This is a genomic window from Rheinheimera baltica, assembly GCF_030731985.1.
Taxonomy (GTDB): Bacteria; Pseudomonadota; Gammaproteobacteria; order Enterobacterales; family Alteromonadaceae; genus Alishewanella; species Alishewanella baltica.
Genome location: NZ_JAPJDY010000004.1, coordinates 13,334 through 40,201 on the forward strand (window position 1 = coordinate 13,334; position 26,868 = coordinate 40,201).

Below are 26,868 nucleotides of genomic sequence, written 5' to 3' on the forward strand. Positions count from 1 at the left end.
TTAAGGTAGTAATATGAAACGCAATCAAGGTTTTACATTAATTGAATTAATTATTGTTATTGTTATTTTGGGTATTCTTGCCGTAACGGCAGCGCCACGGTTTTTAAACATATCGGGTGATGCGCGTGGCGCAACGCTAGATGCTGTTAGGGCATCGGCACAATCTGCTGCAGCGATAGTTAACGGCAAAGCATTGATACAAGGCGTGCAAGCAGCTGCGACCGGTACTGTTACTGAAGGTGCTGGAACTATTGCTGTTGTGTTTGGTTATCCTGCAGGCACTGCCGCGGTGATGCAACAGGTTTTAGACCTTGATGTCAACGAATGGGACTTTGCGGATAGCACCTCTACGCCAGCAACGCCCGCCGGTGTAGTCGCTATTACACCAGATGGCGTTGCATATACAGCTACTGCCGCAAGTGCATGTCAGTTCTTGTATACTCAGAGCCAGAATGCAGGTGAAAGGCCAACATTCGAAGTTCAGATCCAAGGTTGTCAGTAGGTTAGTTGTTAGCAGTATGAAAGCTCAGCATCCACAATTTGGCTTTACCTTAATAGAGCTTATTGTGGTGCTAATTATAATCGGGGTACTGGCGGTTAGCCTGTTACCCCGTTTTTTTACCGCGACGGGTACCTCTGAATATGTCTATCGCGATCAGGCGTTAAGCTTGTTGCGACAAGTGCAGATGCAAGCCATGCAGTGCACCTTTTGTTCCGCTCCCTCCGTTACCATTAGTAGCGATAGCCTGGTGGCTTCCGGCTTAAGTTGCGCCAGCGACAGTAGCCTGGTGCTGTGCCCTGCTGCGCGGGACAATATCCGTTTTTCCAGCACCAGTACCAGTATAGGGTTTGATAACATGGGCCGGCCATTAGGCTGTGTTGGGGCGTGTCAGCTAACTATTGAAGGCAGTGCACCGCTATTGCTGTGCATTGAAACCGAAGGTTACATTCACCCATGCTAAAGCGCATGGCAGGGGTAACATTAATAGAGCTTGTGATCGGCATTGTGGTGTTGGCCATTAGTTTAACCATTGTTACCTCGGTATTGGGGCCGTTAGCGATTAAAAGCGTCGACCCCTGGCATCAGGTTCGGGCAGCTGAGCTTGGCCAAAGCCTGATGAATGAAATACTGGCGAAGTCTTTTGATGAGCAAAGTAGCCGCAGCGGCGGCTTATTGCGCTGCAATGAAGCCGGAGCGTCAGCCTGTACGGCGTCAATAAGTTTAGGGCCTGATAGCGAAACGCGTGCACAATTTGATGATGTAGACGATTTTCATAATCTGGATCTTAGCGGCAATGCCATCAACAATATTTTTGGCGATGATACCAGAATGGAGAATATTTACCGCGCTTACCGTGTGCAAGTACAGGTGAGCTACGACAGTGTGCTGACAAAACGAATTGTTATAACTATTACCACGCCAACCGGTGATGTGGTTGAGTTTGCCGCTATTAAGGGAAATTGGTAATGCGTTGCCGTGGTTTTACCCTTATCGAGCTAATTGTCACAATGGTGCTACTGGGTATCCTGGCTACCGGCGTTAGCAGCTACCTTGGTTTTGGTGCCCGGCTGTATTCCGACGTGGCTCAGCGCGAACAAATACTGGGCCAAAGCCGTTTTGTCGCAGAGCGTTTGGTGCGCGAGCTTAGAAATGCTGCGCCAAATAGTGTGCGACTTAACGAGCTACCTGGCGTGATAAGCTGTTTAGAATTTACTCCGGTGGAAGCTAGTGGCGTTTATACAACGCTGCCTGTGTATCCTGTGTCGGATACGGAAATACATCTACAATTGTTTAACTGGGATAGCAGTTTACTGAACTTGCCGCTGATTGTTTATCCCACCGAAGCGAATGATTACTATGGCGTAAGCTCTCATCGTGTCAATTTGGCTGCCACCGTGCAAAATGCCGCAGCTATTACTGATCCGGCCAATGGCGCTTCAGTTGAGTTACAGCTAACAGCTGCACACAGTTTTGCCGCCGATTCGCCAGAGCGGCGCTTTTATATTTTGGCCACACCAGTTAGCTATTGTGCCAGCAACGGTGAAATTCGCCGGCTGGTAGGGCATTCATTCGCGGCAGGCTTTCCCAGTGCTGGCGCTGGTGTGTTAATGGCACAACAGCTTAGAGACGCCGCATTTAGAGTGTGGGAGCCGGTGTTAAACCGCAATGCGGTAGTGAATGTGTTTTTACAGTTTGGTAGCGATAGCAGTTCAGACATGTTTTTTAACTATGAGGTGCACCTGACCAATGTTCCTTAAACTTCAGGCTCAGCGAGGCAGCGCATTGGTGATTGCCGTATTTATTATTGTCGTGATGTTGCTGCTGGTGTTTAGCGTGTCGAGGCTATTACGCAGCAGTAGTGAAACCGTGGTGTACGAAGTACAGGGCACCCGCACCTTGTTTGCTGCCCAAAGTGGCTTAGAGCTGGCGCTAACAGAGTTATTTCCGTTAAACAGCGGTACGGCGAATTGTGCAGCAATATCACCTGCTTTTAGCTTTAGCGGCGCAGCGCTAGACAGCTGCAATGCTGTTGTAACGTGCAGTTCCTATTTAGCGGTAGAAGCGGGGTCGGTGCGCATTTTCCGTTTAAATAGTACCGCCAATTGCAACGCTGCAGATGTGCAAACTAGCCGCACCATCCAGATTGAGGTGCGATGATATGCGAAGCGGATATCTTCTTGCGGCTTTATTTTTCAGCAACATGGCGCTAGCAGTAACCTATAACCTCAGCTTGGGTCAGTTTCCGCCGTGTTCAACAAATTGGAATACCAGCGGTTCAACTTACAATTGCAATGGTAACGGCAGGGTCACGTTAAATAGCGGCGATATTGTTATTGCTAACGCCAGTTCAGCTATCTCAGCCAACAATGGTTTTTTATTGAATGGGGCTCAAATAGGCACTTCTGCCAACCGTATTAATTTGCTGAGTAACTATGGCAGCATTATAAGCACCAATAGCAATACCTTGTGGGGTGATATTCAAGCCAACAGCAGTGCAATAACGTTAAATAATTTCAGTGTGAATGGCAGCATTACAACATCGGGGTCAGTTTCGCTTACCGGGGGGGCAATTACAGGCCTTGTTACCAGTAGCAGCAATACCATCACAACCAATAATACTAATCTTTTAGGTGGTGCTACGGCGCGCTCCGGCATGGCGTTTAGCGGTGGTACCTTGTCAGGGGCTTTTACTCAGACCTCAAACAATACCATGTCGTTAACTAATGTCATCATGACCAGTGGCACCCTTGTTGGTTCTAGTAGTACGACAATTAGCAACTCCGTCATTGGTAGCGCGACGTCCTTGGTAACGGTAAGCAGCAATAGTGGCGCAATTAGCGTAACCAATAACAGTGTGGTGTACGGCGTGTTGACGGCGCCGAATTATTCTACCGTGAATGTATTATCCGGCAGCCAGGTTTATGGCCAATGTTTACCCAATTCTACGCCAGCTGATGCTTGCCAGCCTGTTCCGGTAGCACATTATGCTTTAGATCTGTGTACTGCGGTAAACAATGGTGTGATTGACGATCTAATGGGGACTTACCCCGCTACAGGCTTTAACGTTGCTTCGCAATTGGATGGACAGGTACTTGAAGCCGCGGGCCTAACCGCAGCGGGTGGTGACTATATTAGTGTGCCAGCTGCGGTACTAAATAACCGGGCAAACTTTACGCTGTCACTTTGGTTTAACCTTACTGCAGGCAGTGGTTTTAGAGAATTGTTTTCAGCCAGCAGCAACAGCTCTGATACAGAGGTAGAACTGTATATCAATAGTAGCAATGAGGTGCGTGCTGGTTTAAAAGGTAATTATTATAGTTTTGCCGGCGGTAGTAGTTCCGTTGTCGTGAATAACAACAGTTGGACGCAAGCCAACCTGGTTCGAAATGGTGATCAGCTATGTCTGTATCTTAATGGCAATTTAGTGCGTTGTGTTACTGCAAGTGCGACAAATTTAAATGTAACCCGCTCTGCGATAGGAATTTGGTGGCAAGCCAACGGGAACACCGCGGATGATTTTCGCGGTGATATTGACGAAGTGCTTATTTTTAATCAAGCACTCAGCGATGTGCAAATTCAGCAGATGTACCAAAACCAGTTGGCTGGCAATAGTTATGACGGCCGTGCTCGCACCAGTTTATGTACAGCATGTTTAGCCGACGACTTTAGCGCTGCTAATTTAGCCGATACTTGGGTAACGGCACGAAGTAATGGCAGTTTTACGCCGTCTGTGGTGAATAGCCGCTTGCGCATGACACAAGCAATAGCGAATCAGGCCACGTCTGCTACCTATCAGCGTTTATATCCTGCGGCAAACAATTTAGTGGTTGTTGAGTTTGATTATTGGGCATATGGCGGTAGCAGTGCAGATGGCCTTGCGGTGGTACTGTCAGATGCCAGTATCACCCCTCAGCCTGGTGCTTTTGGCGGTGCTTTAGGTTATGGCTATAAACCGGGTATTCCTGGTTTTGCTGGTGGCTGGCTCGGCTTCGGACTAGACGAGTTCGGTAATTTTTCTAATGAAGGTGGGGTCGGCAGCATTGGCCGAAGACGGCAGTCGGTGGTCATTCGGGGATCAGGCTCTGAGAACAGCGGCTATCGTTACTTGCGCGGCACCTGCAACAACGGCACAACCAATACCGGAGGCGCATGTTTATCGCCCGCCGTAGATGGCAATCAAAACACGCCGCATCGGTATAGATTTACCATTGACTCACGCACCGCTGGCACAACGTTGGTGTCGGTAGAGCGCAATACCGGCAGTGGTTATGTTACCCTCATCGCGCCTTTTAACGCACAAACGCAAACCGGCCAGGCACCGGTGCCAGAGAATTTCTTTTTATCACTTACCGGCTCTACCGGCGGGTCAACCAATATCCATGAGTTAGATAATTTAAGCATCTGTGCGTTGCGGTCATTACCCGTGGGCCAGCAAATTGATCATTTCGAGTTTGATTACACCGGGCAGGCGCTTACCTGTAAGCCGGAAACCTTTACCGTGCGGGCGTGCAAAAATGCCAGTTGTTCGGAGTTAGTGACGGAACCGGTCACGGCTAGCTTAAGCCCGGTTAACAGCGCTAATGTTAATTGGCAGGGCGGCAACGTGCTTAACTTCAGCGGCGGGCAAACTACCGTAGCGTTGCGTCGAACTGTGGTAGGAAGCACAACTATTGGTGTAAGTAGCTCTGTGCCTAATACCAGACCGCTAAGCCAAACCTTATGCCGGGCTGGCGCAGGAGCCCTTAGCACGCAAGCTTGTAGCATCACTTTTGCTGACAGTGGTTTGATATTTGATGCACCAGACGGCATAGCTAACCTTCCTGTGCAGAATATTTTGCTCAGTGCGGTGCGCAAAGACAACGTCAGTCAGCAATGTGTCCCCGAGTTTGCTAACGTAACCCGTAATGTGGCCTTTTGGAGCGATTATATTTCACCTGGCGCAACAGGGCGGCCAGCCAGTTTGGCGGTAAGTGTCAACGGCACTAATGCCGGCTTGACCGAAGCCAGTCGAGTAAATGTGCCACTGAATTTTAATGCTGCCGGTCAGGCTACGATAGCGGTGAATTATGCCGATGCAGGCCTGGTACAGCTAAATGCGCGTTATAGCGGAGCCGTATCGAGTAATGACAGCGGCTTAGTGATGAATGGCGCAGATCAGTTTGTGCGCCGGCCACAGGGCATGTGTATAGCCACGGGCGGTGAATGTGCCGCTGGTGATGCCAGCTGTGGGGTGTTTCGTCAAGCTGGGGAACCCTTCATGCTGCAAGTTACCGCCCACCGTTATGAAGCAGGTAGTGCCGATCATTGCCTCAACCCGGTAACGCCGAATTTTAGCCAAAATAATCTTAGCTTATCGCATACGCTTGTCGCGCCGTCGGCTGGGGTTGTCGGTACCCTGTTAACATCGCAATACAATCACAGCGCTTCGTTAAATGGGCAAAGCCTTGTGTCGCAGGCAGTATCAGAAGTTGGCGTGTTTCGCTTTAACACTCCGGCTTTTAACTATCTTGGTATGACAGACCCAGTGCCAAACGCCAGCAGTTTGCCAACAGGACGTTTTATACCCGCTTCTTTTAGTGTTAACGCAGGTGTGGCGACCGCTGCATGCGGTAGTTTTACTTATTTTGCTCAGCCGTCCTTTAGCACAGCATTTACACTGGAAGCGAAAAATAGCGATGGGCAGATTACGCAGAATTATCAGGGCGATTTTGCCCGGTTAAATGTGCAAACCTGGACGTCAGCATCGGCATCTTCTGGCGTGCGCTATAGCGCGCCTGATTTGCCTTCAGGCGCAGAGCTATCGGTAGGTGCAATTGCACCTATTGGCACATGGCAACTTGGTTCGGCGCAGGTTTTTGCTACCCATCAAGCAAGCCGGCCTGATGCGTTGGTCGCACCGCTGGCGTTAAATGTGTTTGCTGCGCCCATCGATACAGATGCAGTAACGAGCGTTGGCTTACAAACGCTTACCAGCAACACAACAGTGCTGCGCTATGGCCGGTTGGTAATAGAAAATGCTGCCGGGCCAGAAGAAGAACGGCTACCGCTAACGTTTCGCACACAATATTGGGATGGTAGTCAATTCCAAACTAATTTGGCAGACAATTGTACTGTGTTAAATAGCACGGCCGGGCTGTTAACCACAACACCGTCGTCGCCGGGCTTGAGTTTGGCGGGCAGTGGCGGCATGGTGTTACAGGGGCAATTGCCGCCGCAACGTTTGTGGCTAAACCCGTCAGGTAGCCCAGGGAATTGGCAAGTTGAATACGAAACGTCGCCTTGGTTGCAATATTATTGGCGCGGTACGGTAGAAGATGTGCAGCAGAACCCCTCTGCAGAAGTGATGTTTGGTCGTTTTCGTGGTAACCCACGGCAAATTTCCTGGCGCGAACTTTTTCAATAGTCATTGAGTTTAAGCCATTATGGAATGGCCTTTACCGGACCTGACAGATAAATGCGGCGGTTACTTGGTTTAATTGCACAAAAATGTAAGATAAAGCTATTCACATGGCGGGGACTTACTTAGAATAACCCCAGCTATATTTACCACTCCTGTTGTGCTGTGGCGCGGCAGAGCTGAGTGATGTCTGGTTGCTCAGGTTTATAAGGATCCGGTTCTTTCATGTTTAATAAATTGCGTGGCCTTTTTTCAAACGACTTATCTATCGATCTGGGTACAGCGAACACTCTGATTTATGTTAAAGATCAGGGCATAGTGCTGAATGAACCCTCTGTAGTAGCCATACGGCAAGAGCGCGCCGGCGGCCCTAAAAGCGTAGCCGCTGTTGGCCATGCCGCTAAACGGATGCTTGGCCGAACGCCAGGTAATATTAAAGCCATTCGGCCAATGAAAGATGGTGTAATCGCCGACTTTTATGTCACGGAAAAAATGCTGCAGCATTTTATTCGCCAGGCGCACAGCAACAGCTTTTTGCGTCCCAGCCCACGAGTTCTTGTTTGCGTTCCTTGTGGTTCCACTCAGGTTGAGCGCCGGGCTATTCGCGAATCGGCACAAGGTGCCGGTGCCCGCGAAGTTTACCTTATTGATGAGCCAATGGCCGCGGCAATAGGCGCTGGCTTGCCAGTGTCTGAAGCAACCGGCTCAATGGTTGTCGACATTGGTGGTGGCACCACCGAAGTAGCAATTATTTCACTTAACGGTGTGGTGTATTCTTCCTCTGTTCGTATTGGTGGTGACAAATTTGACGATGCTATCGTTAACTATATCCGTCGCAACTATGGCATTTTAATCGGTGAAGCGACGGCCGAACGGATTAAAACTGAAATTGGTTCGGCGTATCCTAGTGATGATGTATTAGAAATTGAAGTTCGGGGCCGTAACCTTGCCGAGGGCGTGCCACGTAGCTTTACCATGACCAGTAATGAAATTTTAGAAGCCTTACAAGAGCCACTAGCGGGTATTGTTAGTGCAGTGATGGTTGCGCTTGAGCAATCGCCCCCTGAGTTGGCTTCAGACATTTCTGAGCGTGGAATGGTATTAACTGGCGGCGGTGCTTTGTTGAGAGATTTAGACCGTTTGCTGATGGAAGAAACCGGTATACCGGTAGTTGTCGCCGATGACCCGTTAACCTGTGTCGCCCGTGGTGGCGGTAAAGCACTGGAGATGATAGATATGCACGGTGGTGATGTGTTCAGTTATGATTAACTGAGCCGGTTGTCCGTGTTTACACCAGTATGAATCAAAATTATAGTCGGGGCCCGTCACTGACACTGCGGTTGTTCATAGCCGTAGTGTTTAGTGCTGGCCTGATGTTTCTAGACCGCTATACCGATAGTTCTACCCAATTACGTAGTTACTTAACTGCGGCAGCCAGTCCACTATTTTACGTTGCAAGTTTGCCAGAGACCTTGTTTTCAGGTGCGTCTGAGCAGTTTATGTCGCAGCAAACCGTTTTAGATGAAAATTCCCGCTTAAAAGATACCCTGCTACAACAAAGTGGTCAGCTACAGCTGTTACGCTTTTTACAACAGGAAAACGAAAAATTGCGAGCGTTACTTGGCTCTGGTGCAGGCGTTACAGACAGCTTTTTAGCCGCTGAAGTACTGGCAGTATACAGTCATCCATTTAGTCATCAGGTTGTGTTAAATAAAGGCAGTAGCAGTGGTGTTACTGAGCAACAGCCCCTTATCGACGAGTTGGGCGTTGTAGGGCAGGTGGTGAGTGTTGGCCCCAACAGCAGCCGGGCGTTACTGATTTCTGACAATACCCATGCGTTGGCCGTACGTGCAGAACGCACAGGGGTTCGTGCTATTGTTGAAGGGCTTGGCCAATGGGACTTGTTAAGAGTGATGCATCTGCCACACAGCACGGATATTCGTGAAGGTGATCGTCTATTAACATCAGGGTTGGATGGTCGCTTTCCAGAAGGTTACCCTGTGGCTAAAGTGGTACGCATAAGTCAGGACGCCAGCCAGCCTTTTATGGTGGTATATGCAGAACCTTATGCTCAGCTTGATCGCATTCGTCATGTACTGCTGTTGTCTGGCCGTACTGCGGTGAAAGAAGATACCCCTGCACCGGAGCAACCCTGATGCGTAGACCTCAGCGTTTAAGTTTTATTTATCTTTCGCTCTTTGTTGCGTTGCTGCTCACGGTTATGCCTATGCCACAGCTTGTTAAGCTGGCAAGGCCAGACTGGGCGTTATTGGTATTAATGTACTGGGCCATGGCATTACCACAACGGGTGGGTGTATTAACCGCCTTTTTTACTGGTTTTGTCGTGGATGTATTAGTTGGTACCGTACTTGGCGTAAATGCGTTGGCCTTTTCCGTGGTTATTTTTGTGGTTGCGCAGCATCATCTTAAAATGCGAAATTTTTCGGTGATACAACAAGCCCTATTGCTGGGGATGTTATTAGCGCTTTACCAACTATTGCTGTTTTGGCTCAGTCATTTCTTAACCGGGGTGTATTTTCGGCCGCAATATCTGTGGCCGGTATTAACCGGCATGCTGGTGTGGCCCTGGTTGTTTTGGTTGTTACGTCGCTATCGGCGGCAACTGAAAATTCAATGAACTTTCTTTAATGAACTCTCTTTAATGAACTTGCTTTAATGAACTATCCTACCATTGCTTTAGCCTCATCTTCTCCACGCCGGCGTGAACTGCTGGCGCAATTGGGTGTCAACTACGAACTGGTCAAAGCCGATATTGACGAAACGCCGTTGCCTGGTGAGTCCGCAGTAGAGTATGTGCAGCGGCTGGCATTGGCAAAAGCCCATGCTGGTTTAGCCAGACTAACCACTTTGCTGCCGGTGCTGGGAGCAGATACCATCGTGGTTGTTGATAATGACATTTTAGGTAAGCCAACTGATTTTGCTGAGTTTCGCCAGACGATGCAGCGCTTGTCAGGGCGAAGCCATCAGGTGGTGACCGCAGTAGCCCTCGTTAGCCCAGTGCGGCAGTTGCAACAGTTGGTCACAACGCAAGTGTACTTTCGCCCGTTAACTGAGGCTGAAATTAGTGCTTACTGGGCCAGTGGCGAACCGCAAGACAAGGCGGGTGGCTATGGTATTCAGGGCTTGGCCGCAAAATTTGTGCAGCGGATTAACGGCAGTTACACCGCTGTGGTGGGGTTGCCGCTGTGTGAAACGGAACAGATGCTACAACAATGGCAGGAATCGCTATGAGTGCAGAGTTACTGCTTAATGTTACCCCGAGTGAAACCCGGGTTGCACTGATTGAAAATGGTGTATTGCAAGAGCTGCATATTGAGCGGCAGGCAAAACTAGGGCTGGTAGGTAATATTTATGTCGGCAAAGTAAGCCGCGTGTTACCGGGTATGCAAGCTGCTTTTGTTGATATCGGGCTGGAAAAAGCAGCTTTTTTGCATGCCTCTGATATCGTACAGCACGACAGCGTGACAGATGCAGACAGCAAACCCGCTGCGAGCAAAGATATTCGTGTATTAGTGCGGGAAGGTCAGTATTTACTGGTGCAGGTAGTAAAAGATCCTTTGGGCACCAAAGGGGCGCGGTTAACAACTGACATTACACTACCGTCGCGTTATTTAGTTTTTATGCCAGGGTCGCCTCATGTCGGGGTATCACAACGACTGGATACTGAAACCGAACGCCAGCGTTTAAAAGACATTGTTAGCCAATATCTTGACGACACGGGTGGCTTTATTGTGCGTACCGCTGCAGAAGGTGCACGTGAAGAAGAGCTGGCTCAAGATGCTAAGTTTCTGAAAAAACTCTGGGCTAAGGTGGTTAAGCGTAAGCAAAAAACCCGCAAAGAAGGTGTGGTCTATGAAGATCTCACACTGACTTATCGCATACTGCGAGACTTCGTTGGCACTGAGTTGGAGCGTGTACGGGTTGATTCGAAACTGACCTATCAGCAACTTACTGCATTTTGTGAAGAGTTTATTCCGCATTTATCGCCGTTGTTGGAATACTACCCCGGCGAGCGGCCAATTTTCGATATGTTTGATGTTGAAAATGAAATTCAGCGGGCGTTAGAGCGTAAGGTGCCATTAAAAAGTGGTGGTTATCTGATTATCGATCAAACTGAAGCCATGACTACCATTGATGTTAATACCGGTGCTTTTGTCGGGCATCGAAATTTGGAAGAAACTATTTTTAATACTAATGCCGAGGCGACTCAAGCTATTGCGCGGCAGCTACGGCTGCGCAATTTAGGTGGTATTATTATTATCGATTTTATTGATATGCAAAGCGCAGAACACAAAAAACGTGTGTTTCACAGCTTAGAACTGGCGCTGGCGCGTGATCGGGCTAAAACTAATATTCATGGCTTTTCCGCATTGGGCCTGGTGGAAATGACCCGCAAAAGAACGCGGGAAAGTTTAGAACATATTCTCTGCTCTGAGTGTCCTGTTTGTGAAGGGCGTGGCAGTTTAAAAACCGTTGAAACGGTTTGTTTTGAGATTTTACGCGAAATTGTGCGGGTAAACCGGGCCTATAGTGCCGACAAGTTTATGGTCTATGTGTCGCCGGCGGTAAAAGACGCCCTGACAAATGATGAATTTCATAGTCTGGCTGAATTGCAGGTGTTTATTGGCAAGCAAATCAATATTAAAACTGAACCTCAATACAATCAGGAACAGTTCGATGTCGTCATGACCTAATAGGTGTCACCCGCTGCAACGCAGTGATTGACGCAGGCTGGGCATGTATTTTTATTTTGTTGAAATGGCTATAGGTTAGTGCAAAAAGCAAAACGGGTGTGTTTTTACTGTTTACATAAACTCTGGCTCGCACTTGCGGTGATGCTGGTGTTGCTGGCTGTGCTAATTTCAGTGCTGCGCTACAGTTTGCCTTATGCTGATGACTACAAACACTACATAGAGCAATTGATAAGCGACCGCTATGGTGCACAGGTACAGATCAGTGAACTTAGCGCGGGCTGGCAAAAATATGGTCCGGCTTTATTACTCAAAGACATTAGCCTGTATAACACAGAGCAACAACTTCAGCTAAGTATCAGTGAAACCCGGGTGCGGCTTGATTTTTGGCGCAGCGTGTTAAACCGGCAATTGACGGCGCAACATTTTGAACTCAGCGGCCTAAGGTACTATGTTGATGCCGATAGCGTGCTGGGTAATGAACAGCAAAATAGCTTAGATACAGCACCTGTACTTGCGGCATTAGAAACGCTGTTTTTTCAGCAGCTTGCTTATTTCTCTGTCGTTGATAGCCAGCTGGTGCTGCAAAACGATAATGCTACTGACCTAGTGTTAAATATCAAACAGTTGGATTGGGCCAACAGTGGCAACAGGCACCAGGGATTTGGTGAACTGTCTTTGGCAGGTGTGACAGCCAATACCTTGTCATTTACACTCGATCTATACGGTGCCAAGCTTGCAGATGCCTTTGGTCAACTCTATTTAGAAAGCGAGCGGTTGGATGTGCTGCCATGGTTTGCTAACGTCTTGCCCCCCAGCCAAAAACTACAGCAGGCCAGTATTAACTTTAAAGCCTGGGGCCGTATTGATGGTGGTTTACTACGCCGGTTTCAGGTAGAACTTGCCGACAATAGTGTTAGCTGGCAGCGAGACAATGAGCTGCATCAGCTTCGGCTGGGGCAGGGGCAATTGTTGTGGGAGCCAACCGCTTTTGGCTGGTCGCTGTACTCGGGTGCATTAACCCTGGCTGCCGAGCAGGAACAGTGGCAGGATTTACAATTGCAGCTGCACTACCAAAATGGCGCCTGGCTTGGCAGCTTAGACAATTTTAGGCTAGAGGCTGTTACTCCACTAGCGAACCTATTAGCTGACGATATTGCACTGTTACATCGATTAGTGGCATTTCACCCTCGCGGGCATTTACAGCAATTGCAGTGGCATATTAACGAGCAGCAATGGCAACTTGCCGGTCAGTTTGATGCTCTGGAGTCTCAGCCACAAGGTGATATTCCTGGTATAAGCGGTATTGCCGGTCAGTTTTGGCTCAGCGATACCGTTTCTAAACTGGTGTTACAAGGCCAGCAAGGTGAGCTGCGCTGGGATGGGTTATTTACCCAACCAACGGTGTATAGTAATTTGGATGCTACCTTATATGTGCAACCTGTTGCTGAACAGTGGCGCTTTAGTGTGCCATCACTGCGTTTAACCAGCCCAGAATTACAATTAGACGCCAGTTTTCAGTGGGATGAACGTTTGCAAATTCTGGCGCGTGTACAAAATGTAGACGCCGCTAACATTGAGCAGTACTTACCGCAACGCTATATGCCCGCTACGGTGCGGCAATACCTTGAACCCGCTATCCGCCAGGGTAACGTTACCAATGCCACCGTATTGTGGCATGGTGCCCCATCTGGGTTCCCTTATCATGAACAGCAAGGGGTGTTTCAGGTAGACGCCGAGCTGGATCAGGGGGAATTTGCTTTCGCGCCGGATTGGCCTGCCATTGAACAGTTAAAAGCGCAGCTGTGGTTTGAAAATGCCGCTATGCAAATAGACGCCGAGTCGGGTGAACTGGCAAGCGTGTCGCTGCAGGGTGGGGTAACGGCCAAAATTGCTGATTTGTTTCATGCTGACACCCTGGATATTCAGATTAAACAGCAACTACCTGCACAAGCCGTTACCGATTTAATATTGCAATCGCCACTGCAACATAACTTGGGTAAAACGTTACAGCACCTTGGCCTTAATGGCGAGGTGCAAGGTGATGTTACTCTGGCGATAGGCCTTAAGCAGCGCTCTGTTCTAGCTAGCGGTGAGGTCAGTTTTGACCAGCTTAGCCTGGCATTACAGGCGCCTGATATGCAGTTGAATCAGGTTGGCGGTAAGGTGTCATTTCGCAATGAGCAAATTCATGCTGACAATTTAACTTTGCAATGGCGAGGCCTGCCATTGACCGCTGCACTTAACGGCGAGCAAGTAGACGATGCCTATCAACTGGCCTTGCAGGTTCAGGGTAAGCAACAAGCAAAACCGCTGCTGCAGGCGTTATATGCACCGGCCGCTGATCTTGTTGATGGCACCACTGACTGGCAGTTGAATGTAGCGTTAGCACTACCGCAGCAAGGCTTTAGCTACAGTGCAGAATTAACGTCAGCACTAACCGACACCGCACTATTGCTGCCAGCGCCTTTTAGTAAAGCTGCAGATAAAGCTGCTGCGCTAACCATTACGGCTAAAGGCGATGCTGCTCAATCGGTGATTGCTGCACACTATGACCAACAGCTGCATTTTCATGCCGAATTACAGCACGACAGCCAGCAGTTTAGCCGGGTGCATCTTATTGCCGCAGAACAGGATACCGGCATCAATAGCACCGGCTTTAACATTAGTATAGATTTGGCAAAACTCGATTTTTTGCCTTGGCTTGATGTGTTACAACAGCAATTGGCGGTTAGCCCCACCGCAGAAAAGCCGCTGTTTCCTCCCCTTGCGCAGGTACGAGGCAAATTACGGCAGCTGGGTGTCGCGCCGGGAGTGATACTAAACAACACGGTGTTTGAACTTAACCAGCAACCGCAGCAGTGGCAACTGCAATTAAATGGTACCGAAGTTGCCAGTCAGTGGATGTTTAGTAAAGACTGGCAAGGGCAGGGTATTACCGCCAAGCTGGACTATCTGCACTTGCCGCTACCTTTAGCTGCTGTGGTTGACGATGCAACAGACGGCTTGGTCCTGACACCTGAGGTGCAGCGTTGGATGTTGCAATTACCGCCGCTAACGGTTAGCTGTACAGATTGCGCTATTGGCAGTTATCAATTTGGTCAGGTGCAGGCGCAAGCCCATAGCGTTGATGATAAGTGGCTGCTGACTGATTTTACGGCGAAGTATAAGCGTAACCAATTAACGGCCAGCGGCTATTGGCAGGACGATGATGCGCTGGGCGTTAGTCAGTTTAGCGGTAAGCTAACCAGCAATAACTTAGGTGCCATGTTAGATGAATACCAAATTACCTCTGCCATTGCCGGCAGTGCCGCTGACATTAATTTTGCCCTGAATTGGACCGGGGCGCCCTCTCAGTTTGAGCTGCGACACCTGGCAGGTAACATTGATTACCGGTTAGATGAGGGCTCACTGACTGAAGTCAGTGACAAAGGCGCCAGATTGTTTTCTATATTTAGTTTGGATTCATTGCTAAGAAAGTTAAAGCTGGATTTTCGTGACGTGTTTTCCAAAGGTTTCTTTTATAACAACATGACCGGTAACCTGGCGTTGTCGCAAGGTGTTGTGCAAACCAGTGACGCGGCCGTAGACGGCGTACCGGGCAGTTTAAATATTCAGGGTTACGCCGATTTGGTTAGCAAAAAAATGGATTACCAGATGGCCTTTTCACCCAAAGTGACTTCCAGCTTGCCGGTGATTATTGCCTGGATGGTAAACCCGGCTACGGGGCTTGCCGCATTGGCGTTAGACGAAATGTTTCAAAGTGCTGAAGTGATTTCAAAAATAAACTTTACCGTGACAGGCAGTTTTGACCAACCCGTAGTAACTGAAGTTAACCGGCACAGTAAAGAAGTGCCGGTACCCGTTCGGGTAGCGCAACCCGAGTTGACTATTGAGCAACCCGACAATGATAGTCCCGAGCCGGCAAGGAACCTGCCCCATGGCTAACTGGCGTGTGTCCGCCATTCAACTCACGAGTACGCCACAGCCAACAGAGAATTTTGCTGCAGTGGTGCATTACCTGCAACAACTTAGTCGCGCTTATCAAGATGGCTTGCCGCATCTGGTAGCGTTGCCAGAGTGCTTTGCCGTGTTTGGCGGCCGAGATGGTTTACAGCAGCAATATCAGGCACCGCTGGGGCAAGGGCTAATACAACAGCAGTGTGCGGCGCTGGCACAGCAATTTGGTATTTATCTTTTGGCCGGTTCCTTACCCACTGCCAGTGCTGATCCGGCGCGCTTTGCATCCAGCAGTATTGTGTTTGCCCCTGATGGCAGTATCATAGCCGACTATCAAAAAATGCATTTGTTTGATGTCAGTGTAACCGACAATACAGGCAGCTATCGCGAGTCAGCGAGCACCTATGCTGGCCAGAAAATAACGTTAGCTACACTGGGTGAGTTAAAGCTTGGCTTATCAGTGTGCTATGATGTGCGTTTTCCGGGGCTGATGCAGGCATTAGCCAAACAAGGTATGAACCTGTTATCTGTGCCATCAGCCTTTACCAAGGTTACCGGCGCCGCTCATTGGCATACGTTGTTGCAGGCAAGGGCAATAGAAAACCAGTGTTTTGTCTTGGCACCTAACCAAACAGGTACACATGCTAACGGCCGTGAAACCTATGGCCATAGCCTGATTATTAGCCCTTGGGGTGAAGTGATTGCCGATGCTGGCACAGCACCTGGCTGGATCTCAGCCGAAATAGATTTAAACGACTGCGCGCGGCTTAAGCAAGCTATGCCGCTGGCGCACCATAACCGATTTAATAGTGAGCTCAAACCATGACATCACCCGAGCACAACCTTATTACCGCCTCTGAACTAACTGCTGATGATTTACAGCAGACATTGGGCTACTTATTCGATCATCAATTGGATTTCGCTGACTTATATTTTCAATCCAGCGTGCATGAGTCCTGGGTGCTGGAAGACGGCTTAGTTAAAGATGGCTCTTTTAACATTGAGCGTGGCGTGGGTGTGCGGGCAATCAGTGGCGAAAAAACCGGTTTCGCCTACGCCGATACTATCAGTGCTGCAGCCTTAAAGCAGGCCGCAACCGCTGCACGTGGTATCGCGGTACAGGGGCAGCATGGCAGCGTTAAAGCGTTTAGCAAAAGCGGTAACAGCAATATTTATCTGCCGTGTGAGCCACTGCAAAGCTTATCTAATACCGACAAAGTGGCTTTGCTGCACCAGGTTGAAGCCTATATTCGCACGCTGGACAGCCGTGCTGAGCAGGTCATGGTAAGTTTGTCAGGCGTTTATGAAGAAGTATTAGTTGCCGCCAGTGATGGCACTTTCGCCAGTGATATCCGGCCTTTAGTTCGTATAAATTGCTCGGTGTTACTGCAGCAGGGTGAGCGTCGCGAACGCGGCAGTGCTGGTGGTGGTGGTCGTACAGACTATAGCTATTTTTCTGAAGACATTAACGGCGAGCCGCGCTGGCAACATTATGCACGTGAAGCCGTGCGACAAGCGCAGGTTAACTTAACCGCTATTGACGCGCCGGCTGGCTCCATGCCGGTAGTGCTGGGCAGTGGTTGGCCTGGCGTATTATTGCATGAAGCAGTAGGACATGGCTTAGAAGGCGATTTCAACCGTAAAGGTTCTTCTACGTTCTCAGGCCGGGTTGGCGAACAGGTTGCATCGAAGCTTTGTACTATTGTTGATGACGGCACCTTAGCGCATCGGCGTGGCTCACTGAATATCGACGATGAAGGCGTACCAAGCCAACACAACGTGCTTATCGAAAACGGCATTTTAAAAGGTTATATTCAGGACAAACACAATGCCATGCTAATGGGCGTGCCACCTACGGGTAACGGCCGCCGCGAGTCGTTTGCGCATTTACCTATGCCACGAATGACCAACACCTACATGTTGGCGGGGCAGCATGATCCAGAAGAAATTATCGCCAGCGTTAAAAAAGGTATTTATGCGCCCAATTTTGGTGGTGGCCAGGTCGATATCACATCTGGTAAATTTGTGTTTTCAGCATCAGAAGCTTATCTGATCGAAAACGGTAAAATTACCTCGCCAATTAAAGGCGCTACCTTGATAGGTAGCGGGCCTGAAGCGATGCAACAGGTGTCTATGGTCGGCAATGATCTTGCGCTGGATGCTGGCGTGGGCGTATGTGGTAAACAAGGTCAGAGTTTGCCGGTTGGCGTAGGCCAGCCGACACTGAAGCTGGATGCCATAACCGTAGGCGGTACCCAGTAAGGTGCCAGAATTCATAGATATAAACCGTAAATAGAACAAATCACAGGGACATAACGCAAAATGGCAGCATTTGGCACCGTATTTACCCCCGAGATGATCATCTCGCGTTTTAATGACAACAGTTGGAGCACGCCTGAAATGGTCGCTTCAGACAGTATAAAGTTGCACCCTGGTGCACATGTGCTGCATTATTCCAGTACCTGCTTTGAAGGTTTAAAGGCGTTTCGGCATGCCGACGGCGGTGTGTATATGTTCCGCATGGAAAAAAACGTCGCGCGCCTGCAACAAAGCAGTAAGTTACTGGCTCTGCCCCAGTTTGAGGCTGCCATGTTAAGCCAGATGATTTTAGACATGGTGAAACGTTTTGCCGCTGATGTGCCCACACCGCCGGGTTCAATGTATATTCGGCCAACCCATATTGGTACCGAGGCTTCAATTGGTAAAGCTGCAGCCCCCAGTTTGGAGTCTTTGTTGTATGTGTTGTTATCACCGGTTGGCGACTACTTTGCCGGCGGTAGTAAAGCACTGCGTTTATTGTTAGAAGATAACGCCCGCTGTGCTTCACATATGGGCATGGTTAAAAGCGGTGGTAACTACGCCAGTGCGCTTCAACCAATTATGCAAGCGCGTGCAACCGTGCAGGCTGATCAAGTGCTGTTTTGCCCCAATGGTGATGTACAAGAAACCGGTGCGGCCAACTTCCTGCTGATCGACGGCAATGAAATTATTACCAAAGCCTTAGACAGTTCTTTCTTGCATGGCATAACACGTGATTCTATTTTAACCCTGGCGCGTGATCGCGGCATGGTAGTCTCCGAGCGCGAGTTAACCGTAGATGAGCTACTGGAGCGCGCGCAAAAACCAGGCGCCGAAGCGGCATTGTCTGGCACTGCAGCTGTATTAACACCGGTAGGTACGCTAATTCACGCCGGCAAAGAATACACCGTGGGTTCAGGTGGCGCTGGCACCACGACAAATGCTTTACGACAGGCGCTGAACGATATTCAGTGGGGTAAAGCCGAAGATAAACACGGTTGGTTAACGAAAGTCTGCTGAGGCCTGTAAGGTTTTACAAGGGCGCAGAGTTGCGCCCTTTTTTGTGCCTGCACTACTTTTCTGCATGCAACAAAGAAACGCGCAAAAGCAAGGCTACACGGTTATAACCGCGGCAAGTTAGTCGGTAATAATTAGCGGTTTAATAAGTTGAAACAGCTCGCGGTAGGCTTTTGGCGGTTGCTGTTTTTCCTGCTCTTTTTTGGCATTACGAATAAGCTGGCGCAGCTGCTGCACATCCACATCCGGGTAGCTGGCAATAAACTCGGTAACCGCGTCATTGTCGCTAATAAGCTTGTCGCGTAGTGTTTCAACCTTGTGAAATTGACGGGTGGCTGCCTGATTAGTATTGCGAAGTAGCGCCAGTGCGGTTTCAATCGGCTCTAAATCCCGGGTACGCATTAAACGGCCAATAAACTGAATATGCCGGCGTAGCGCTTCACGCTTATTACCCAGCTTGTCTGCCAGTTGCAGCGCATCTTTTAATTCATCATCTAATGGCACCCGGGCGCGTGAGGCGGCACTTAGCGACACCAGCTCTTCACCCAGAGTCTGCAGGGCGTGCATTTCACGCTTAACCTGCGACTTACTCTTACCTTCTTCTTCATCCCAGGTGTCGCCATTTATAAAATCAGTCATTGTCTCAGTTCGCATTAAGCCATAATGTTGCTAAGTATACATGATAGTGATGCACAGCAGCAGCCAGCTTTAGCAGACTATGATAAGCTTGTGGTAAATAATTTAGCTGAACTGACATTATGCAAGTAACACAACCGACTATTTGGCAAGAAATTGATGAAGTAAAGCAGGCTGTAGCCGACGTTCTGGCGCATGCAAAGCAGCTTGGAGCCAGCAGCGCAGAAGCGTCTATGAGCCGCACCAAAGGGTTAAGCGTAGAAACCCGGCATGGCGAAGTGGAAACGGTAGAGTTTAATCAAGATGGTGGCTTAGGGATTAGCCTGTATTTTGGCCAGCGCAAGGGGTCGGCATCGACTGCTGATTTAAGTCCTCAGGCCCTGCGTCGCACAGTAGAAGCTGCTGCCGACATTGCCCGTTATACATCGGAAGACCCCCACACCGGTTTAGCAGAAGCCAGCTGGCTAGAGATGTCTCCGCCCGATTTAGATTTATACTACCCTGAGACAATTAGTACCGATGAGGCCATTGCCTTGTGTGCCGGCTCTGAGCAGGCCGCGTTTGAAACTGATAAACGTATTACCAATTCAGAAGGGGCATCGTTTTCATCACACACCGGTTTAAAAGTGTATGGCAACAGCCATGGCCAGTTGGTAGGGCACCCTAGTTCACGTCACAGTTTTAGTTGCGTTGTTATCGGTGAAGATGGCGATGATATGCAGCGCGATTATAGTTTTACGGTTGCGCGCCAGTACAATAAGTTATTGGATCCAAAACAAATTGGCCGTGAAGCCGCATTAGAAACCATTGCCCGGTTAAATGCCCGGCAAATTCCAACGCAAAAAGTACCGGTGATCTTTCGTGCTGATATCGCCAGCAGCCTGTTTGGTCATTTAGTGTCTGCGATTAGCGGGGGCAGTATTTACCGTAAATCCAGCTTTTTAATGGATAAAGTTGGCCAACAGATCATGTCGCCGAATGTCACTATTCAAGAGCTGCCTCATTTAAAGCAGGCATTGGCTTCCAGCCCGTTTGATGGTGAAGGGGTTAAAACCCGGGATTTAGCGGTTATTGAGCAAGGCGTATTAACAACCTATCTCACGACCAGTTATTCTGCCCGTAAGTTAGGCATGGCCAGTACGGGCCATGCTGGCGGTATTCACAACTGGCTGGTTCAGCACGGTAATGAAGATTTGCTGCAGTTGTGCCGTACTATGGGCAAAGGTTTACTTGTTACTGAGCTGATGGGACAAGGCGTGAATACCGTGACCGGAGATTACTCGCGTGGTGCGGCGGGTTTTTGGGTGGAACATGGCGAAATTCAATTCCCGGTATCGGAAGTCACTATTGCCGGTAATTTAAAAGACATGTTTATGCAAATTGCGGCTGTTGGAAATGACGTTGACCGCCGTGGTGGTGTATTAACCGGCTCTATACTGATTAATCAGATGCAGGTTGCTGGCAGCTAAAGTGCCTTCTTTGCTTAGATAAATGAAAAAGCCCCGCTGAATTGCGGGGCTTTTTATTGCGGCTATTTTAGTGAAGAAAGTCGGTTTGCTTTAAGTAAACCGGTTTTCTTCTAATCATCATTCAACTTTAGTCTTTAAGCCACGGCGAATTAACAGTGCATCTGTAGTAGGTTCCTGGCCACGGAACGCTTTATAAGACTCCATTGGCGGACGTGAGTTACCTACAGATAGAATGTTGTCGCGGTAGTTCTGGCCATTTTCCAGTTTTAAACCACCTTGCTGCTGCACATAGGCAAAAGCATCGGCCGCCAATATTTCACTCCACATGTAAGCATAATAACCGGCAGAGTAGCCACCACCCATAGAGTGTGAGAAGTAGGTAGATTTATAGCGTGGTGGCACTGCAGCTAAGGTGATGCCGTGCTTTTTCAGTGCTTGGGCTTCAAAAGCATTTACATCCTGCAATGGTTCATCAGCTGAAAGCGAATGCCATTCCATATCTAATAGGGCAGCCGACATATATTCCAAGGTGTCAAAGCCCTGGTTAAAGCTACGCGACTTCATTACTTTTTCCAGCAACTCACTTGGGATCGGCTCACCGGTTTTATAGTGTTTTGCGTAGTTAGCGATCACTTCCGGATGCGCTGCCCAATCTTCTTCAAATGTAGATGGGAATTCAACAAAGTCACGTGACACCGAGGTGCCTGCCAGTGTTGGGAATTTTACGTTTGACAGCATGCCATGTAAGCCGTGGCCAAGTTCGTGGAACATGGTAGTCACATTGTCATAGCTCACCAGCGTTGGCTCGCCTGCTGGCGCTTTAGGAATGTTCATTACGTTAACCACAACAGGCTTTTGGCCGGTTAAATGTGATTGACCCACAAATGAGCTCATCCAGGCGCCACCACGTTTACCTTCACGGGCAAAATAGTCGGCGTAAAATATTGCCAGGCTGCTGCCATCGGTATCAAACAGCTCGTAGGCTTTTACGTCCGGGTGATAGGTGGGTAAATCTGGACGTGGTTCAAAGCGAATACCGTACAGGCGTTGGAAAGTAAAAAACACGCCGTCTTTTAAAACACGCTCAAATTCAAAGTACTGTTTAACTTCGCTCTCATCCAAATCAAATTTGGCCTGGCGGACAAATTCGCCATAGTATTCCCAGTCCCAAGGCTGCAGCTCAAAATCACCGCCTTGTTGCTTGATCATTTGGCTAATGGCGTCTGCTTCTTTATTGGTATTGGCAATAACAGCGGGCACCATAGACCCTAGCATGTCAAATACAGCCTGTGGTGTTTTTGCCATTTGCGATTCCAGGCCGTAGCTGGCCCAGCTGTCGTAGCCCAGCAGCTTAGCGCGCTCGGCGCGTAATTGGGCTAAACGGGCAACGATAGGACGGTTGTCGGTTTCGCCACTTTGGTTACGGTTGGCTGATGCTTCCCATACCCGTTGGCGCAGTTCGCGGTTGCTTAGCTGGCTTAACACCGGTTGGCGTGTGGTGTTGGTAATGCTAATAAGGTATTTACCGTCATGGCCAGCTTCTTTTGCTGCATTAGCCGCAGCCGTAATTTGCGCGTCGGATAACCCTGCCAGTTCTGCTTGGGTATCCACTACAACCGCAATTTTTTTGGTTTCTGCTAACAAGTTTTGTGAAAACTGATTAGTTAGCGTTGAGTGCTCTTCATTTAAAGCACGAATGGCGGTTTTTTGTTCTTCCGTTAGCTGAGCACCTGCGCGGACAAAACGCTCATAATAGACCTCAATTAAACGTAGCGATTCGCCATCTAGTTTTAGCGCTTCACGCTGGTTGTACAGGCTTTTAATACGGGCGAACAACTGTGGGTTTAAGTTGATGTTATCTGAATGCGCGGCCATTTTGGGTGCCAGTTCAGATTGAATTTCACGACGCTGTGGATTAGAGCTTGAACCGGCCAGATTGTAGAAAATGCGCGATACGCGTGTAAGCAATTCACCACTTTTTTCCAGCGCAACTAAGGTATTGTCAAAGGTTGCTGGTGCTGGGTTATTGGCAATAGCGAGCACTTCGGTCATATGTTGCTTCATGCCTTCTTCAAACGCTGGCAAGAAGTGATCGTCTTTTATGTCGTTAAAGTTAGGAGCTTCGTATTGCAAAGTGCTTTTCACCATTAGTGGGTTGCTTGAAATAGCCTCTACCGCAGTAGCAGCTTCCGCCACCGTTTCAGTAGCCGTTTGTGCTGGGGCGGTATTGTCGCCACAAGCAGCAAGCGCGAGTGCGGCTGCTACCGTAGTGGCTATAAGTGTTTTACGCATAAAATCTCCCTGGAAGATGTCATTGTTATAATAAGTACGCTTTTGCGCATAGTTATCCTGAGTATGCCAAAAAGTACGGGGCAATCACGCAGTTTGCAGCCAATAGCCAACAAATTAAGATAAAAGACAGTTTATAACAACCGCTATGCTTGGTCAGCTTGGATATAAGGCAGTTCAAAGTAAAAACAGCTGCCACTCTCAGGCGCCGGTTGATACCCCATGCTGCCTCTCATCTGGTTAATAAGATTTTGGCTAATCGACAATCCTAAGCCAGTGCCGCCGTGTTTGCGGCTATCAGAACTGTCTGCCTGGCTAAACCGGCTAAACAGTTTTGGTACGAACTCTGGTGCGACACCTATACCTTGATCCTGCACAGTTACCCGCACAAAATCAGCCTGACGGGTTACGGATACTTGAATGTTTGCGGCAGTGGGTGAAAACTTTACTGCGTTGCTAAGTAAATGCTGTATAACATGCTGCAAATGGCTGATATCGGCATTAACCTGTAGCTGTTCTAGTGCAGGCAGGTTTTGCAATTGCAATGTTAACGCCGGATGCAGCAACTGCATTTCATCAACACACTGCTGCACCAACGGTAGCAACGCTATTGGTTGTAGCTGCAACGCCAAGGTGCCGCTTGATATGCGTTCAACGTTGAGCAAATCATTAACCAGTGTGGTTAACTGCTGGGAGCTGGAATAGGCTAACTGCAGCATACGCTTTTGTGATGCGGTTAACTCGCCTAGTGCACCGGATACTGCAAGTCCCAATGCGCCAGAGATAGATGTTAGAGGTGTGCGTAATTCATGGCTAACCGTAGAGATAAACTGCTGTTTTAACTGTTCGGTTTGATGGCGTTCGGTTAGATCCCGCAGCACCAATAGCTGCTTAGCCTGCTGCTGCAACCTAATCTGGCTGCGGTTTACCGCCATAGGGAATTGGGTGTTATCGCGCCGTTTGCCCTGTGTTTCAAATTCAGTTTTTGCGTTGGACGTGGCGCTATAGAGCTCATCAAGCAGTTGAGGCTGAGCCAGCAGTTCTGACCAGTGTAAGCCGGGTAGTGTAGTGGCGGCGTAGCCAAACATGGGGTAACAAGACAGGTTCACCTGTTCAATGGTGCCATCCAACGACGTTGTAATAATGGCATCAGTGACATTATCCATAATACTGCGTAAATAAAGCCGGCTTTGTTTTTCTGCTGTCACACTGTTGCGTAAACGTTGGCGTGATATTAGCAACCATGCTAATAGCACTACGAGTAATAGCGTTAAGCTATAAGCGGTTGTTCTAATTTGCCACGACTTATCACGAACAGGTGCAATAGAGCGCACCGCCATTTGCCACAATGCACCACGCAAACTTATACGCAGTAGCAGGCTGTCATCATAAAACAGGCTGCTATCGCCGTAAAAAACTTTCCCACTATCACCTAATTCAGATAAATTCCGAATAGCGACCTGTACTTGCTGCTCGGTTGTTTGCTTTTCCAGCAGCGACCACACTGAGTCAATATCGACGACCGTGCTAATAATACCCCAGTAATTGTCAATGCCAATAAACACTGGCAGGCGATAAATAAATGCTTGTCCGCCTTGAATTAAATCGATAGGGCCAACGAGCCTGGCTTCTCTCTGGGCAATAATAGCGGCAATGGCAGGCCATTGTTCCGTTATGTCGGGATAGTGCAGGCCTACTGCTTTTTCATTACCCTTCAATGGATAAATGTAACTAAGGGTATTTCCCGGTGCGACGCCAATATTGCGGATATGGCGAGCTTGTTGTACCAGCTCTGGCAACAACATTTGAATTTCTGTGCCCGAAATATTGCCACCCACCGCTTGCACATGGGCGGTAAGACCAAGGGTAAGGTACAGGGGAATATTTAGTTCAGACTCAAGCAAGGCACGCAATTGGCCGGCACTGGTAATTTCATGCTTATACTGCTGACCACGGGCATACTGTTGCTCGTGTTTTACCAGCGTTTCAGTAGCGTACATAGCGCTTAAAAACAGTGCTAGTAATAACAACCATTGCCAGAAAGAAAGAATAAATTTATTCCGCATTAATGATAAATTAGCGCCTGAATTAAAGCCAAGCATCACTCTATCGCTAAGCTATTGAACTTGTAAACAACCATCATCAATCTGAGTGTTGAAAAAACGCGCAGCTAAGCGATAGACACGCAGGGTAAGGCTGTCTATAATGCGCAGCTTCTGCAAAAGCAGATTGTGCACCCGTAGCTCAGCTGGATAGAGCGCTGCCCTCCGGAGGCAGAGGTCAGAGGTTCGAATCCTCTCGGGTGCGCCATATAAATCAAGGTCTTAGCTGAAAAGTGAGGCCTTTTTTTATGCCTGCAAGAAAATTTTATAGCGTATTTATAGCAAAACTTTTTTCAAATTTATTTTCTTACTGCCCGCAATAAGTTAAGTGCGTGTTTTGCAAAATTGTTTTTAGGTTCAACTTGCAGCCAGAAATTTACTTTGCCAATTAATTTCTCGAGGTATAAGGGGTCGTTAATTTTTAACTTGGAGACATGAGATATATATCCATATCTCTCAATAAAATGAATTTCTTGTTTTAAAGCTCTTTTGTAATCCCTTGGTACGCTAAGCGAGTCGCCGGAAACCGATATTCCGGTGACAATTCTCTGACCTTTCTTTAAATGTAGCCTTGTTTTTTCGGGGTTTACCGACAAACCATAACTAGCAATCACACTCTCAATTGTGACAATCAATGTGTGGGGAATGTAATTGCCTGAGAAAGTCATGTCATCGGCATATCTTGTATATTCTAAGTAATATGAAGCAGCTAACTTTGTGAGACGGTTGTCAAGTCCAGTCAGCAGAATATTGCTCAGATAAGGGCTTGTGGGCGCTCCTTGACAAAGATGCCCCTCTAATGAGCATAAAGATGCAAGGTAGAATGAAACATTGTTTGCATACCCTAAGCTTAAAAAATGATTAATAACCCAACTCAACGGGATGGAAGGGAAAAAGTCTTTTAAGTCTATTTTTAATAAAGCTTTTTTGTTTTTGTGGGGTAGTGCGTTTGTAATTATTGATTTTTTCTCGATAAACCCATGAGCGGAATGGTGAACAGAAGTTTTTTTAAGGATGTTCTCATAAATCCATTTTTGACATAACAGGAGAGTTGGATAAGGTGCGTCAATTTGCCTCCTACTTCCATTCCTTTTTGGTATCGAAAATCTTCTGTAAAATTTGCGAGAGCAATAGATCATTTTTTGCAGAGTGCTTATTTCGACTCCAATAATCTTTGACAGGTGTTCCAGTTCGAATATTACGGGCAAATCTTGCAGAAGGAGCTTTTCAATATAAGGGGCGTAATGCTCAACTAGATGGGATGGAATCCCTTTTTCTAAAAATGATTTTTTCCAAATATCTACTGACATAACGGCCCTTAAATTGCTCACGGCGCTACCTTACATACGTAGTAACTACACTGAAAGTGTTGTTAAATTTGCGAGAGCGCAAAATTAACAAGATTTTCAGTGAACCAAAAGAAATTGAGCTTGCTCAAATTCTTTTGGTTTCTCTCGTTTAAGCAATACTTCAGTATTGCTTAAAC

20 protein-coding genes and 1 tRNA gene are annotated in these 26,868 nt (G+C 48.2%); 17 read left to right on the forward strand and 4 right to left on the reverse strand.

Going from position 1 to position 26,868, the window contains the following annotated elements; genetic code table 11:
• Positions 1–13 precede the first annotated feature (13 nt).
• The 15 genes from ORJ00_RS07565 (at position 14) to ORJ00_RS07635 (ending at position 18,889) form a co-directional block, all read left to right on the forward strand.
• Positions 14–502 carry a prepilin-type N-terminal cleavage/methylation domain-containing protein gene (locus tag ORJ00_RS07565; RefSeq protein ID WP_306127064.1) on the forward strand — a complete coding sequence of 163 codons (489 nt, stop codon included), beginning with the start codon at positions 14–16 and terminating at the stop codon, positions 500–502.
• Between the two features lie 16 nt (positions 503–518).
• Positions 519–962, forward strand: a complete 444-nt coding sequence (locus ORJ00_RS07570) for a prepilin-type N-terminal cleavage/methylation domain-containing protein (RefSeq protein ID WP_306127065.1) — start codon at positions 519–521, stop codon at positions 960–962.
• Positions 956–1,468, forward strand: coding sequence for a type IV pilus modification PilV family protein (locus ORJ00_RS07575; protein ID WP_306127066.1), 513 nt, complete (start codon positions 956–958; stop codon positions 1,466–1,468). Before ORJ00_RS07570 ends, ORJ00_RS07575 begins: the two co-directional genes overlap by 7 nt.
• A complete protein-coding gene (locus ORJ00_RS07580; protein WP_306139444.1) occupies positions 1,468–2,259 on the forward strand; it encodes a PilW family protein in 792 nt (263 codons plus the stop codon). Before ORJ00_RS07575 ends, ORJ00_RS07580 begins: the two co-directional genes overlap by 1 nt.
• A complete protein-coding gene (locus ORJ00_RS07585; RefSeq protein ID WP_306127068.1) occupies positions 2,249–2,659 on the forward strand; it encodes a type II secretory pathway component in 411 nt (136 codons plus the stop codon). The genes ORJ00_RS07580 and ORJ00_RS07585 overlap by 11 nt, the downstream gene beginning before the upstream one ends.
• 1 nt (position 2,660) lies before the next feature.
• Positions 2,661–6,905, forward strand: coding sequence for a DUF6701 domain-containing protein (locus ORJ00_RS07590; RefSeq protein WP_306127069.1), 4,245 nt, complete (start codon positions 2,661–2,663; stop codon positions 6,903–6,905).
• Positions 6,906–7,124: 219 nt separating this feature from the next.
• Positions 7,125–8,168 carry a rod shape-determining protein gene (locus ORJ00_RS07595; RefSeq protein ID WP_008219881.1) on the forward strand — a complete coding sequence of 348 codons (1,044 nt, stop codon included), beginning with the start codon at positions 7,125–7,127 and terminating at the stop codon, positions 8,166–8,168.
• A 29-nt stretch (positions 8,169–8,197) separates the two neighbouring features.
• Positions 8,198–9,055, forward strand: coding sequence for a rod shape-determining protein MreC (gene mreC / locus ORJ00_RS07600; RefSeq protein WP_027671039.1), 858 nt, complete (start codon positions 8,198–8,200; stop codon positions 9,053–9,055).
• Positions 9,055–9,537, forward strand: coding sequence for a rod shape-determining protein MreD (mreD, locus tag ORJ00_RS07605; RefSeq protein WP_305974304.1), 483 nt, complete (start codon positions 9,055–9,057; stop codon positions 9,535–9,537). The genes mreC and mreD overlap by 1 nt, the downstream gene beginning before the upstream one ends.
• A 38-nt stretch (positions 9,538–9,575) precedes the next feature.
• Positions 9,576–10,151, forward strand: a complete 576-nt coding sequence (locus ORJ00_RS07610; RefSeq protein WP_027671037.1) for a Maf family protein — start codon at positions 9,576–9,578, stop codon at positions 10,149–10,151.
• Entirely contained in the window at positions 10,148–11,614 is a 1,467-nt protein-coding gene (gene rng / locus ORJ00_RS07615) for a ribonuclease G (protein ID WP_306136311.1), read from the forward strand. The genes ORJ00_RS07610 and rng overlap by 4 nt, the downstream gene beginning before the upstream one ends.
• A gap of 78 nt (positions 11,615–11,692) precedes the next feature.
• A complete protein-coding gene (locus tag ORJ00_RS07620) occupies positions 11,693–15,559 on the forward strand; it encodes a YhdP family protein (protein WP_306139445.1) in 3,867 nt (1,288 codons plus the stop codon).
• The gene (locus ORJ00_RS07625) at positions 15,552–16,397 is read left to right on the forward strand and encodes a carbon-nitrogen hydrolase family protein (protein ID WP_306136309.1); all 846 of its coding nucleotides are present in this window, start codon (positions 15,552–15,554) and stop codon (positions 16,395–16,397) included. Before ORJ00_RS07620 ends, ORJ00_RS07625 begins: the two co-directional genes overlap by 8 nt.
• Positions 16,394–17,833 carry a metalloprotease TldD gene (gene tldD / locus ORJ00_RS07630; RefSeq protein ID WP_027671033.1) on the forward strand — a complete coding sequence of 480 codons (1,440 nt, stop codon included), beginning with the start codon at positions 16,394–16,396 and terminating at the stop codon, positions 17,831–17,833. The genes ORJ00_RS07625 and tldD overlap by 4 nt, the downstream gene beginning before the upstream one ends.
• Positions 17,834–17,893: 60 nt before the next feature.
• Entirely contained in the window at positions 17,894–18,889 is a 996-nt protein-coding gene (locus ORJ00_RS07635; RefSeq protein WP_305974308.1) for a branched-chain amino acid aminotransferase, read from the forward strand.
• 117 nt (positions 18,890–19,006) lie between these two features.
• Here the strand turns inward: ORJ00_RS07635 and yjgA are convergent, their stop codons facing one another.
• Positions 19,007–19,525: a ribosome biogenesis factor YjgA gene (yjgA, locus tag ORJ00_RS07640; protein WP_305974310.1), complete on the reverse strand. Its 519-nt coding sequence runs from the start codon at positions 19,523–19,525 to the stop codon at positions 19,007–19,009.
• Between the two features lie 119 nt (positions 19,526–19,644).
• Here yjgA and pmbA point away from each other — a divergent pair, with 119 nt between their 5' ends.
• Positions 19,645–20,991, forward strand: a complete 1,347-nt coding sequence (gene pmbA, locus ORJ00_RS07645) for a metalloprotease PmbA (RefSeq protein WP_306139446.1) — start codon at positions 19,645–19,647, stop codon at positions 20,989–20,991.
• Between the two features lie 117 nt (positions 20,992–21,108).
• On the opposite strand, the gene ORJ00_RS07650 is transcribed toward pmbA, so the two are convergent.
• Positions 21,109–23,283, reverse strand: a complete 2,175-nt coding sequence (locus ORJ00_RS07650) for a M3 family metallopeptidase (RefSeq protein ID WP_306139447.1) — start codon at positions 23,281–23,283, stop codon at positions 21,109–21,111.
• 143 nt (positions 23,284–23,426) lie between these two features.
• Positions 23,427–25,346: an ATP-binding protein gene (locus tag ORJ00_RS07655; RefSeq protein WP_306139448.1), complete on the reverse strand. Its 1,920-nt coding sequence runs from the start codon at positions 25,344–25,346 to the stop codon at positions 23,427–23,429.
• A gap of 167 nt (positions 25,347–25,513) precedes the next feature.
• Between ORJ00_RS07655 and ORJ00_RS07660 the strand changes: the two genes are divergently transcribed.
• Positions 25,514–25,590 (forward strand) — tRNA-Arg (locus ORJ00_RS07660).
• Positions 25,591–25,681: 91 nt separating this feature from the next.
• Here the strand turns inward: ORJ00_RS07660 and ORJ00_RS07665 are convergent.
• Complete coding sequence (locus tag ORJ00_RS07665) at positions 25,682–26,692, reverse strand: retron St85 family RNA-directed DNA polymerase (protein WP_306139449.1); 1,011 nt, start codon at positions 26,690–26,692, stop codon at positions 25,682–25,684.
• Positions 26,693–26,868: the final 176 nt, after the last annotated feature.